This is a genomic window from Streptomyces violaceusniger Tu 4113, assembly GCF_000147815.2.
Lineage (GTDB): Bacteria > Actinomycetota > Actinomycetes > Streptomycetales > Streptomycetaceae > Streptomyces > Streptomyces violaceusniger_A.
Genome location: NC_015957.1, coordinates 10,146,106 through 10,160,002, shown reverse-complemented (window position 1 = coordinate 10,160,002; position 13,897 = coordinate 10,146,106). Strand labels below are relative to the sequence as shown.

Annotated in this window: 3 protein-coding genes; 2 read left to right on the top strand and 1 reads right to left on the bottom strand. The window is 73.3% G+C overall.

Annotation, left to right across the window (positions count from 1 at the left end):
• Nucleotides 1-126: 126 nt before the first annotated feature.
• Both STRVI_RS41435 and STRVI_RS41430 read left to right on the top strand, forming a co-directional pair.
• Complete coding sequence (locus tag STRVI_RS41435) at nucleotides 127-11,856, top strand: amino acid adenylation domain-containing protein (protein ID WP_014061540.1); 11,730 nt, start codon at nucleotides 127-129, stop codon at nucleotides 11,854-11,856.
• A gap of 16 nt (nucleotides 11,857-11,872) precedes the next feature.
• Entirely contained in the window at nucleotides 11,873-13,138 is a 1,266-nt protein-coding gene (locus STRVI_RS41430) for a cytochrome P450 (RefSeq protein WP_014061539.1), read from the top strand.
• A 111-nt stretch (nucleotides 13,139-13,249) separates the two neighbouring features.
• Here the strand turns inward: STRVI_RS41430 and STRVI_RS41425 are convergent, their stop codons facing one another.
• The gene (locus STRVI_RS41425; protein ID WP_014061538.1) at nucleotides 13,250-13,864 is read right to left on the bottom strand and encodes a hypothetical protein; all 615 of its coding nucleotides are present in this window, start codon (nucleotides 13,862-13,864) and stop codon (nucleotides 13,250-13,252) included.
• Nucleotides 13,865-13,897 lie beyond the last annotated feature (33 nt).

Here is a 13,897-nt window from a genome sequence, read left to right as displayed (position 1 = left end):
TTCGCCGGGCCGCAGCGCCATTACGGTCGGATCGGCGGGCCTCGCCGACGGGCGAGAAGGGCCCCGCCGATCCGACTGCGCACTCGTCACACATCGCATTACGAAGACGCCCAGGGAGCCTGTGCAGTGAAGCAGACACGTATCGAGGACCTTCTGCCTTTGTCGCCGCTCCAGGAAGGGCTGCTCTTCCACGCGCAGTACTCCGAGGACGCGGACGCGCTCGACGTCTACACGGTGCAGTTGGCGGTGAGGATCCAGGGCCCGGTGGACGCCCCGGCGGTGCGCCGCGCGGCGGCCACCCTGATACGGCGGCATGCGAGCCTGCGCGCGGGATTCCGGCGTCGCACGACCGGCGACCCGATGCAGGTGATCCTCCGGGACCTCGAACTCCCGCTGACCGAACTGGACTTCAGTGACGTCTCCGAGGAGGAGCAGCGGGCGAAGGTCCGGGAGTTCGCCGCCGGGGACCGCAGGCGGCGCTTCGACATGGAACGGCCGCCGCTGCTGCGGGTCACCATGATCAAGGTCGCGGCCGACGCCTTCTGGCTGGTGCTCACCGCCCACCACATCCTGCTGGACGGCTGGTCCGCCCCGCTGGTGATGCAGGAGCTGTTCCAGCACTACCGCGCGGGCGGCGAGGACATCACCCTGCCGCCGGTCACCCCCTACCGCACCTATCTCGCCTGGCTGGCCCGGCAGGACAAGGCCGCGGCGAAGCGGGCCTGGCAGGAGGCGCTCGCGGGGGTGGACTCGCCCACGCTCCTGGTGCCCGAGACGGGCCCCGGCGCCGAGGTGCTGCCCGAGGACCTGGTCGCCGAGGTGCCCGCGGACCTCACCGCCCGGCTCGGCGAGCTCGCCCGCTCCGCCGGCGTCACCCTGAACACGCTGGTGCAGAGCGCCTGGGGCGTCCTGATCGGCCGGCTGACCGGCCGAAGCGATGTGGTGTTCGGCGCCACCGTGTCCGGGCGCCCGGCGGACATCCCCGGGGTGGAGTCCATGGTGGGGCTGTTCATCAACACCCTGCCGGTCCGGGTGCGGGTGGACCACGGCGCCCCCTGGACCGAGCTGCTGACGGCGGTCCAGCGACAGCAGGCCGCGCTGCTGGACCACCACCACCTGCCGCTGTCCGCCGTACAGGAGTCCACACCGGTCACCGGTGAACTTTTCGACACCCTCGTCGTCTTCGAGAACTACCCGCTGGACTCCGACGGCATCACCGAGCCCATCGACGGGCCGCGGATCACCGACATCACCGGCCAGGACGCCACCCACTACGCGCTCACCCTGTTCCCGACCCCCGGCCCCACCCTGCGGCTGCGCCTGGGCTACCGGCCCGATCTGTACCCGGCCGAGCGGGCGCGGGCCCTGCTGGACGGCTTCCGCCGGATGCTGGAGCGGATCGAGGCGGACCCGTCCCTCCCGGTGGGCCGCACCGAAGTGCTCGCGCCCGAGCTGCTGCGCACCGTCCTGGACGGCTGGAACGAGCCCGACGCCGGGGCCCCGGACACCTCGGTGCCCGAGCTGTTCGAGGCCGCGGTGGCCGCCGACCCGGCGGCGGTGGCCCTGGTCGCGGACGGGGCCGAGATGTCCTACGGCGAACTGGACGCCCGCGCCAACCGGCTGGCCCGGCTGCTGTCCGGGCTCGGCGTCGGCCCCGAGACGCGGGTGGCGGTGGCGCTGCCGCGCGGGGCGGACCTGGTGGCCACCCTGCTCGCGGTGGGGAAGACCGGCGGCGCGTACATCCCGCTGGACCCCGAATACCCGGCCGAGCGCGTCGAGTACATCGTGGCCGACGCCGCGCCCGCGGTGGTGGTGACCGACTCCTCGGTGACCTCGGTGCCCGCGGCCGACGGTATGGCGCGGGTACTGCTGGACGACCCGGCGGTCCGCGACCGGCTGGCCGCCCTGTCCGGCGAGGCCCCGGGGCTCCCCCCGGTGGCGGGGGACCACCCCGCGTACACCATCTACACCTCGGGTTCCACCGGCCGGCCCAAGGGCGTCGTCGTCACCCGGGACAACCTCACCAACTTCGTCCAGGACATGCGGGACCGGTTCGCCCTGCGGCCCGGGGACCGGCTGGCCGCGGTGACCACCATCGCCTTCGACATCGCGGGCCTGGAGCTGTACACCCCGCTGGTGTCCGGCGCCGGGGTGGTCCTGGCCACCCGGGACGAGGTGATCGACGTCCCCAGGCTGGCCGCGCTGCTGAAGAGCACCGGCGCCTCGGTCATGCAGGCGACCCCCACCCTGTGGCAGGCGCTGGTGTCCCAGCAGCCCGAGGCGCTCCCCGGGCTGCGCGTGCTGGTCGGCGGTGAGGCGCTGCCCGCCGGGCTCGCCTCCCGGCTGTGCGAACTCGGCTCCGAGGTGACGAACCTGTACGGCCCCACCGAGACCACCGTATGGTCGACCGCTGCCCGCCTCGCCGAGGTGTCCGGCCCCCCGGCCATCGGCAGGCCCATCGCGAGCACCCAGGTCTATGTCCTGGACGCCGGGCTGTCACCGGCCCCGCCCGGGGTCCTCGGCGACCTCTACATCGCCGGGCGGGGCGTGGCGCGCGGCTACGCGGGCCGTCCGGACCTGACCGCGGAGCGGTTTCTCGCCTGCCCCTTCGGCGCGCCCGGCACCCGGATGTACCGAACCGGTGACGTGGCCCGGTGGACGGACGACGGGGAGCTGGAGTTCGCCGGCCGCACCGACGACCAGGTCAAGGTGCGCGGCTTCCGCATCGAGCTGGGCGAGATCGAGACCGTGCTCGCCGAACTGCCCGAGGTCGCCCAGGTGGCGGTCGTGGCCCGCGAGGCCGGGTCGGGTGAGCAGCGGCTGGTGGCGTACGTCGTCGCGGCCCCGGACGCGGCGGTGCCGGTGCCCGCGCTGCGCCGGTCCGTCGCCGCGCGGCTGCCGGAGTACATGATCCCCTCGGCGTTCATGGTGCTGGACGCGCTGCCGCTGACCCCCAACGGCAAGACCGACCGCAAGGCGCTGCCCGCGCCCGACTTCGGTGAGCTGTCCACCGGCGCCGCCCCGCGCACCCCGCAGGAGGAGATCCTGTGCGGGCTGTTCATGGAGACGCTGGACCTGGACGCGGTCGGCATCCACGACGACTTCTTCGAGCTGGGCGGGCATTCGCTGCACGCCACCCGGCTGGTCAGCCGGGCCCGGGCGGCCTTCGCCGTGGAGCTGCCGCTGCGGGTGCTGTGGGAGGCCCCCACGGTGGCCCGGCTGGCGGCCCGGCTGCGCGGCGCCGACGAGGCCCGGCCGCCGGTGCGCGCGGTGGAGCGGCCCGAGCGGATCCCGCTGTCCTACGCACAGCGCCGGCTGTGGTTCCTCAACCGGTTCGAGCACGGCGCCGCGGCCCACAACATCAGCATCGGCCTGCGGCTGAGGGGACGGCTGGACCAGGAGGCGCTGCGGGCGGCCGTCCGCGACGTCACGGCCCGGCACGAGACGCTGCGCACGATCTTCCCCGAGACCGACGGGGCGGCCCGGCAGCTGATCCTGAGCCCGGAGCGGGGGGCGGCCGACCTGGTCGTCACCGCCGTGGACGAGCGGGACCTGGACACGGCGATCGCGGAGCAGGCGGCGCGCGACTTCGACCTGGCGACCGAGACCCCGCTGCGGGTGACCCTGTTCCGGATCGGCCCGGAGGACCACGTCCTGCTGCTGCTCCTCCACCACATCGCAGGTGACGGCTGGTCGGTCGGCCCCCTGGCCGGCGATCTCACCTCCGCCTATCTGGCCAGGGCACAGGGAGCGGCACCGGCCTGGGAGCCGCCGCCCGCCCAGTACGCCGACTACACGATGTGGAACTACGAGGTGCTGGGCGAGGAGGGCGATCCGCAGAGCCCGGTCGCCCAGCAGCTCGACTTCTGGCGCAAGCGGCTGGAGGGCATCCCCGATGTGCTGCCGCTGCCGACGGACCGTCCGCGGCCCCCGGCGGCGGACTACACCGCCGAGACGGTCGAGATGGACATCTCCCCGGAGCTGCACCGGGCGCTGACCGTCGTCGCGCGGAAGACCGGGACCAGCCTCTTCATGGTGCTCCAGGCCGGTCTGGCCTCGCTGCTTTCGGCGCTCGGCGCGGGCTCCGACGTCCCCATGGGCTCGCCGATCGCCGGGCGCAACGACAAGGCGCTCGAGGGGATGATCGGCTTCTTCGTCAACACGCTGGTGCTGCGCACCGACACCTCCGGCGCCCCGACCTTCCGGGAACTGCTGGACCGCGTCCGCGAGTACGACCTCGCCGCGTACGCCAACCAGGAGGTGCCCTTCGAGCGGCTGGTCGAGCTCCTCAACCCGGAGCGCTCGCTGGCCTGGCACCCGCTGTTCCAGATCTGGCTGAACGTGCAGAACGTCGAGGCCGCGGGCAGCGCGCCGGTCGGTCTGCCCGGTGTCGACGCCGAGGCGTATCCGGTGCCGGTGAACGCCACCCAGTTCGACCTCGCGTTCACCTTCAACGAGCGGACCGCCGCCGACGGCGGCCCGAACGGGATGCAGGCGCTGATCGACTTCCGGCTGGACCTCTTCGACCGCCGGACGGTCGTGGACCTCTTCGGCCGGCTGGAGCTGCTGCTGGAGCGGGTGGCCGCCGACCCCGAGCTGCGCGTACAGGACCTGTCCGTGCTGACCGAGGACGAGCGGACGATGCTCTCCCGCGTCAACGACACGGGCCGCCCCGACCTCGGCCGGGCCACCTTCCCCGAGCTGTTCGCCCGGCAGGTGGCGAAACACCCCGACGCCCCCGCGGTGGCCTTCGAGGGCAGCGAGCTGTCCTACGCCGAACTCGACCGCCGGGCCAACCGGCTCGCCCACGTCCTGTGTGCCGAAGGCGCCGGCCCCGAGGGGTTCGTGGCCCTCGCGCTGCCCCGCTCGCAGGAGTGGCCGGCCGCGGTGCTGGCGGTGCACAAGGCCGGCGCGGCCTATCTGCCGCTGGACCCGGCCTATCCCGCCGAGCGCCTGGCCTACATGCTCTCCGACGCCCGTCCCGGTGTGGTCGTCACCACCCGGGCCATCGCGGCCACCCTGCCGTCCACCGGCTCGGCCACGGTGCTGGTCCTCGACGACGAGGCCACGGCCGCCCGGGTCGCCGGGGCGCCGGACACCCCGCCGCAGGTGTGGGTGTCGGTGCGGCACCCCGCGTATGTGATCTACACCTCCGGGTCCACCGGCAGGCCCAAGGGCGTGGTGGTCTCGCACGCCGGTGTCGCCGCCCTGGCCACCGGCTACGCCGAGGCGCTGGGGCTGGGCCCGGGCAGCCGGGTGCTGCAGTTCGCCTCGCCGAGCTTCGACGCGGCGTTCGCCGAGCTGTGCCAGTCGCTGCCGGTCGGCGCGACCCTGGTGATGGCGCCGCCCGAGCGCCTGGATCCGGGCGCCCCGCTGGCCGGGCTCCTCGCCGAGCAGCGCGTCACCCAGGCGACCATTCCGCCCGCCGCGCTCGGGGTGATGGGCGACGGCGAGGTGCCGGCGGGCACCACCCTGCTGGTCGCCGGTGAGGCGACCCCGCCGGAGCTGGCCGGCCGCTGGTCGGCCGGGCGGCGGATGGTCAACGCCTACGGCCCGACCGAGACCACGGTGTGCGCCACCATCAGCGCACCGCTGTCCGGGGTGGCCGAGCCGCCCATCGGCACGCCGATCCCGAACACCCGGGTCCATGTGCTGGACGCCGAACTGCGGCCGGTGGCCACCGGCATGGCCGGTGAGCTCTACATCGCGGGCGACGGGCTCGCCCGCGGCTACCTCGGCCGCCCCGGCACCAGCGCCGAGCGCTTCGTCGCCGATCCGTCCGGCCCGGCCGGCAGCCGGATGTACCGCACCGGGGACCTGGCCAAGTGGACCCGCGACGGACAGCTGATGTTCCTCGGCCGCGCCGATGAGCAGGTCAAGCTGCACGGCTTCCGGATCGAGCCCGGCGAGATCCGCTCCGTACTGCTGAGCCGCCCCTCGGTGGCGCAGGCGGAGGTGATGGTGCGTGAGGACCGCCCGGGGGACCAGCGGCTGGTGGCCTATGTGGTGCCCGGGACGGGCGCCGCACCGCTGGACGGCGCCGAGCTGCGCGCCCAGGCGGCCACCGCGCTCCCGGACTACATGGTGCCCGCCGCCGTGGTGGTGCTCGACGCGCTGCCGCTGACCCCCAACGGCAAGACCGACCGCAAGGCGCTGCCCGAGCCGGAGTACGCCGGCGCCGCCGCCCCCACCGACGGGCCGCGCACCCCCGGGGAAGAGCTGCTGTGCTCGTTGTTCGCGGAGGTCCTCGGGCTGGAGCGGGTCGGCATCCACGACAGCTTCTTCGACACCGGCGGGGACAGCATCATGTCCATCCAGCTGGTCCGCCGGGCGCGTGACGCGGGCGTCAAGCTGACGCCGCGGGATGTGTTCGAGCACAAGACGGTGGCCGCCCTCGCCAAGGCCACAGCCGTCGAGGACGTTCCCGCGGAGGCCGCCGCGGCCGAGCCCGTGGCGGCCTCCGCGGGGATCGGCGACGTACCGCTGACGCCGATCATCCACTGGATGCGCGAGCGGGGCGGCCGCCCCGACCGGTTCAGCCAGACCAACATGATCATGGTCCCGGCCGATCTCGGCGAGCAGCGCCTGCGGTCCGGGTTGCAGACGGTGCTCGACCACCACGACGCGCTGCGGATGCGGCTGCGCCGCACCGGTGGCGTGGTGTGGAGCCTGGAGGTGCCCGAGCGTGGCGCGGTCCGGGCGGCGGACTGCCTGCGCCGGGTCGATCTGACCGGGCTGGACGAGGAGCGGGCCCGGGCCCGTATGGCGGAGGAGACCAAGGGCGCCTGGGACCGGCTCGACCCCGAGGCGGGGCTGATGCTCCAGGCCGTCTGGTTCGACGCCGGCCCGGACGTCGCCGGCAGGCTGCTGCTCACCATCCACCACCTGGCGGTCGACGGTGTCTCCTGGCGCATCCTGCTGCCCGACCTGACCGCGGCGTGGTCGCAGACGGACGGCGGCACCTCCGGGCTCGACGCCGTCGGCACCTCGTTCCGGGAGTGGGCGCAGCGGCTCACCGACGCCGCCCAGCGGCCGGAGCGGATCGAGGAGCTGAAGTTCTGGCTGGACACCCTCGCCGAGCCCGACCCGGCGCTCGCCGACCGGCCGCTCGACCCCGCGCGGGACATCACCGCGACCACCAAGCGGCTGATCCTCACGCTGCCCACCGAGCAGACCTCGGCCCTGCTCACCACCGTGCCCGCCGCGTTCCACGCCCGGATGAACGATGTCCTGCTGAGCGCGTTCGCGGCCGCCGTCACCCAGTGGCGCGCACAGCGGGGCCACCAAACCGGCCCTCTCCTGGTCAACCTGGAGGGCCACGGCCGTGAAGAGCTCGACGAGGGCGTCGACCTGTCCCGGACCGTCGGCTGGTTCACCAGCCTGTTCCCGGTACGGCTCGACCCCGGCCCGCACGACTGGGCCGAGTACCGCGCGGGCGGCCCGGCGACCGGCCGGGTGCTCAAGCGGGTCAAGGAGCAACTGCGCGACCTGCCGGACAACGGGATCGGTTACGGTCTGCTGCGGTACCTCAACCCGCAGACCGCTCCGGTGCTGTCGCGGCTGCCCGAGCCCCAGATCAGCTTCAACTACCTGGGCCGTTTCCCCGCCGCCGTGGCGACCGCGGAGGCCACCTTGGCCGAGGGTCCGGCCCCGGACGGCTTCGACCTCGACGGCGGCAGCGACCCCGAGCGCCCGCTCGCGCACACCGTCGACATCACCGCGATGACCCAGGACCTGCCGGACGGCCCTCGGCTGGTCGCCGATGTGTCCTGGGCGGGCGAGCTGCTGAGCGAGGACGAGGTCCGCGAGCTGGGCCAGAACTGGCTGACCGCGCTCACCGCCCTGGTCAGGCACGCCGAGCGGCCGGAGGCGGGCGGCTACAGCCCCTCCGACCTGACGCTGGTCCCGCTGACCCAGGACGAGATCGAGGCGGTCGAGTCCGCCGGGGCGGAGCGGTTGGAGGACGTCCTGCCGCTCACGCCGATGCAGGAGGGGCTGCTCTTCCACGCCCAGTTCGACGAGGACGAGCCCGACCTCTACACCGTGCAGCTCGGCATCGACCTCGCGGGCGCCCTGGACGCGGACAGGCTGCGCGGCGCGGCGCGGACCCTGCTGCGGCGCCACGCCAACCTGCGCGCGGGCTTCCGCCAGCAGGGGCTGAGCCGCCCCGTACAGGTGGTGGCCGGCGACCTCGAACTGCCCTGGACCGAGCTGGACTTCGGCCATCTGCCGGCGGCGGAGCGGGCCGCCCGGCTGGACGCGCTGATGGACGAGGACCGGGTGCGCCGGTTCGACCCCGAGCGGCCGCCGCTGCTGCGCTTCACCCTGATCCACATGGGCGACCAGCTGGCCCGGTTCCTGATGACCAATCACCATCTGCTGCTCGACGGCTGGTCGGGCCCCCTGCTGATGCGTGAGCTGTTCGCGCTGTACGAGGCGGACGGCGACGAGTCGGTGCTGCCGGACGTCACGCCGTACCGCGACTATCTCGCGTGGCTCGGCCGGCAGGACAAGCAGGCGGCACGCGAAGCATGGCGCACGGTGCTCTCCGGGGTGGACGGCGCGACGCTCATCGCGCCCGACAGCGACGGACGGACCGCCGAGGTTCCCGGCGACCTGCTCGTGGAACTCCCCGAACGCACCACCACGGAGCTGACCGGGCTGGCCCGACGCCACGAGGTGACCCTGAACACGGTAGTGCAGGCGGCCTGGAGTGTGGTGCTGTCCGGGCTGACCGGCCGGACCGACGTGGTGTTCGGCGCGATCGTCTCCGGCCGCCCCGCGGACCTCCCGGGTGTGGAGACCATGGTCGGCCTGTTCATCAACACCGTCCCGGTCCGCGCCGAGCTGAAGCCGGCCGACACCTGGACGACGCTGTTGGAGCGGCTGCGAGGCCAGCAGACGGCGGTGATGGACCACCACTACCTGGGCCTCCAGGACGTGCTGCGCCTGGTCGAGCCGGACACGCTGTTCGACACGATCGTGGTGACCGAGAACTATCCGCTGGAAGGCGACGGAATGCCGGCCGTCGAGGACGGTTTGCGCATCATCGGCACCTACGGCTCGGACGCCAACCACTACCCGATCAGTCTGGTGGCGATGCCGGGACGCGCCCTGCGGCTGCGTCTGGGCTACCGGCCGGACGTCGTGGACCGCGACGCCGTGGAGGCCATCGGCGACCGGCTGGTGCGGGTGTTCGACGCCATGATCGGCGCGCCGGAGCAGCCGGTGAACCGGGTCGATCTGCTGGCCACGGACGAACGCCGCACGCTGCTGGAGGAGTTCACCGCCACGGCCCGGCCCGCGCCCGCCGCCCTGGTGCCCGAACGCTTCCAGGCCCAGGCCGCCCGTACCCCGGACGCCCCGGCGCTGCTGGACGCGGACGGCACCCGGCTCAGCTACGCGCAGCTCGACGCGGCCGCCGACCGGCTGGCCGCCGAGCTGATCGGGGCCGGGGTGGGCCCCGAGCGGCTGGTGGCGCTGGCGCTGCCGCGCTCGGCGGACCTGGTGATCGCCGCTCTCGCGGTGCTCAAGGCGGGCGGCGGCTATCTGCCCGTGGACCCGGGCGACCCGGCCGACCGGCTGGCGCACGTCCTCACCGACGCGGCTCCGGTGCTGGTGCTGAGCCGCTCGGATGTCGCGCCCGGACTGCCCAAGGCGGCGGCGCCGGTGCGGCTGCTGGACCGGCCGTCGGACGGGCCCGCCCCCGCCGTCCCCGCAGGTCAGCGCTGGCATGCGCAGAGCCCCGCGTATGTGATCTACACCTCGGGGTCCACCGGGCGGCCCAAGGGCGTCGTGGTGGAGCACCGTTCGTTCGCCCAGTACCTCGACTACGCCGCCGAGGCGTACCCGTCGCTGGGAGAGCGGGCCCTGCTGCACTCGCCGGTCTCCTTCGACATGGCGGTCACCTCGCTGTTCGGCCCGCTGACGACCGGCGGCTGTGTGCAGGTGGCGGAGCTGGAGCAGCCCGCGGAAGGGCGGGTCCGGCCCGCGTTCTGCAAGGTCACCCCGTCGCATCTGCCGCTGCTGGCCGGTGTGGACCCGGAGTGCTCCCCGGCCCGTGAGCTGGTGATCGGCGGTGAGCAACTGCTGGGCGAGGCGCTGGCCCCCTGGCGCGCCGCCCACCCGGACGTGGCCGTGGTGAACGAGTACGGGCCCACCGAGGCCACCGTCGGCTGCGCCGTGCTGCGGCTGGAGCCGGGCGAGGAGACCCCGTCCGGCGCGGTGCCGATCGGCCGGCCCACTCCCAACACCCGGCTGTACGTGCTCGACGCGGGGCTGCGGCCCGCGCCGCGCGGCGCCGTCGGGGAGCTCTACATCGGCGGCGGCCAGCTCGCCCGCGGCTATCTGGGCCGGCCCGCTCTGACGGCGGCCCGGTTCGTGGCCGATCCGTTCGGCACGCCGGGCGGCCGGCTGTACCGCACCGGCGACCTGGCACGCTGGAACGCGGACGGGCAGCTGGAGTACCTGGGCCGGGTGGACGAGCAGGTCAAGGTCCGCGGCTACCGCGTGGAACTCGGCGAGATCGAGGCCGCGCTGGCCCGGGACCCCGAGGTGGGCCGCGCCACGGTCGTACTGCGCGGCGACGAGGGCGCGGGCAAGCGGCTGGCCGCCTATCTGGTGCCGGCGGCGGGCAGCGGGCTGGACACCGCGGCGGTGCGCCAGCGGCTGGCCGCGGCCGTACCGGACTACATGGTCCCGGCCGCGTTCATGGTGCTCGACGAGCTGCCGCTGAACGCCAACGGGAAGGTCGACCGCAAGGCGCTGCCCGCACCCGACTACCACCCCCGCGAGTGGAGCGGCCCGCGCACCCCGCAGGAGGAGATCCTGTGCGGACTGTTCCGGGAGGCGCTGGGTCTTGACGTGGTGGGCGTCCACGACAGCTTCTTCGACCTGGGCGGCGACAGCATCATGTCGATGGGCCTGGTCAACCGGATCCGGTCGGCGTTCGGCGTGAAGCTCGGCATGCGGACGGTGCTGACCGCGCCCACCGTCGCCGAACTGGCCCAGAAGCTCGGCGGCGACGCGGAGCAGGACTCGCTGGATGTGCTGCTTCCGCTGCGCGAGCACGGCAGCCGCACCCCGCTGTTCTGCGTCCACCCCGCGGGCGGGCTGAGCTGGAGCTACTCGGCGCTGCTGCGGAGCGTGGACGCCGAGCATCCGGTCTACGGGCTGCAGTGCCGCGGGCTGGGCGGCGAGGGGGGCGAGGCAAACGCGCTCCCCGCGACCCTGGAGGAGATGGCGGCCGACTATGTCGCCCAGATCCGCCGGGTCCAGCCCACCGGACCGTATGCCCTGCTCGGCTGGTCGCTCGGTGGCACGGTCATCCACGCCATGGCGGCGCTGCTGCAGGCCGAGGGCGAGGAGGTGGCGCTGCTGGTCAACCTGGACGAGTTCCCCCTCGACCGCTCCCAGCCGCTGCCCGACCGGCTCCCGGACGAACAGGACGCGCTGCGGGTGCTGCTGGACTTCGAGGGCTACGACGTGGACGCCCTGGGCGATGTGCGGCTGACGCACGGCCAGGTGGTGACCATGCTGCGGGAGCGGCAGTCCGTGCTGGCCAGCCTGGACGAGGACAACGTGGCCGCCCTGGCCCGTGCCTTCGCCAACAACCGACGGCTGTTCCTGGCCTATGAACCGGCCCCCTACCGGGGCGACCTGCTGGTGCTGGTGGCCGAGGAGGACCCCTCGGTGCCCGCGGCCGACCTGGCCGCGCGCGCCGAGCGGTGGCGGCCCCATGTCGACGGACGGATCGAGTACCGGCGGATCGGCTGTGCCCACCCGTACCTGATGCGGCCCGAACCGGCCGCCGAGATCGGCCGCGTACTCAACGAGAAGCTCCGGGAACTCAAGTGACCCGATTGGTGGAGAGATGAGCGTGCAGACAGCGACGAGCCGCGACGAGATACCGGAGGAGATCTCGGCCATCAACCTGGTCGATACCCGAACCTACCTCGAGCACGACATGGACGCGTACTGGCGCCGGCTGCGCGCCGACCACCCGCTGTACTGGCATCCGCCGGTCGACGGCACACCCGGCTTCTGGGTGGTCAGCCGCTACGCCGACGTGATGGCGCTCTACCGGGACAACCAGCGGCTCACCTCGGAGAAGGGCAACGTCCTGGTGACGCTGCTGGCGGGCGGCGACTCGGCCGCCGGCCAGATGCTGGCGGTGACCGACGGCCGCCGCCACAAGGACCTGCGCAACGTGATGCTCAAGGCGTTCTCGCCGCGAGCCCTGTCCAAGGTCGCGGAGCTGGTCCGGGTCAACGCCCGCCGGATGATCGCCGACGCGGTCCGGCGGGGGGAGGGGGACTTCGCGTCCGAGGTGGCCTCGGTGATCCCGCTGACCACCGTGGGCGGTCTGCTCGGGGTGCCGGTGAAGGACCACTCGTATCTGCTGGGCCTGACCAAGTCCTCGCTCAGCTCGGACGAGGCGGACCAGGCCCCGGAGGAGGCGTTCCTGGCGCGCAACGAGATCCTGCTGTACTTCAGCGACCTGGTCGCGGAGCGGCGCGCCGATCCGCAGGACGACGTGATCAGCACGCTCACCGCCAGTGAGATCGACGGCGTGCCGCTGACCGATCAGGACATCGTCTTCAACTGCTACAGCCTCATCCTGGGCGGCGATGAGACCAGCCGGCTCACGATGATCGACTCCCTCTACACCCTCAGCCGTGAGCCGGAGCAGTGGAAGCGGCTCAAGGAGGGCTCGGTGACGCTGGAGTCGGCGACCGAGGAGGCGCTGCGCTGGGCCACCCCCGCGATGAACTTCGGCCGTACCGCGCTGGTCGACATCGAGATGGCCGGGGGGACCATCAAGGCGGGCGACGTGGTGACGCTGTGGAACACCTCGGCCAACCGCGACGAGTCGGTCTTCGACGACCCGTACGTCCTGGACCTCGGCCGTTCGCCGAACAAGCACATCACCTTCGGCTACGGTCCGCACTTCTGCCTCGGCGCCTATCTGGCGCGGGTGGAGGTGAAGGAGATGCTGGACGCGATGCGGACCTTCAGCGACGGTATCGAGCTCACCGGTGAGCCGCGCCGGATCCACTCCAATCTGATGGCCGGGATGTCGACCCTGCCGGTCCGGTTCCGGCCGGACGAGGCGGGGCTGGCCACCGCCGACGACTGACCGGTCCCGGACCCCGGAGAGACGACCGCCCGGCGCCCCCACGAGGGGACGCCGGGCGGTCTTGTGCTCGCCGGGCCCGTCAGCCCGTCAGCCCGTCAGCCCGTCAGACCGTCAGCCCGTCAGGGCGGCCCCGGCCTCCTGGGACTCGACGGCCGCGGGCCGGGCGGAGCGCCGACGCCGGTAGTAGTGCACCGTCAGGACGCCGAGCAGCGGCCCCCAGGCGACCAGCGGCGCGTACGCGATCCAGAAGGCCACGGACTGCCAGCCGTGGATGGCCAGCCCGAGGGGCTCTCCGGTGATCTTCATATCGAAGGCGATCATGACCAGCGCGTAGGGAAAGAGCAGCAGCGCCACCGAACCGAGGCCGGCCGGGATGACGGCCGCCAGGGTCGGCACCCGGCGCCCGCGCAGACCGGGCATCCAGTTCGGCCACACCTCGCCCCACCGGGTGACCAGTCCGAAGGACAGGAACGCCAGCGCCTCGCTGAAGACGCTGAGCCCGATGACGTACCACCAGCCGCCGGTGAACAGGTGCGGGGTCTCCGAGGAGCCCGGGCCCGTCGAGTTGTGCTCCAGCAGCGGCGCACCCAGGTTGACGCCCGCGATCCGCCAGATGCAGGAGGGCAGCGTGACCAGGGTGATGGCGTAAGCGGTGCGCACGGCCCAGCGGGGCACTCCCGCGGCCACCCGGCCGTGCATCTTCGTCAGGATGGTGCGGGCGGTCATGGGCGAATCCTCCTCGTCCGGATGCCGGGTCGG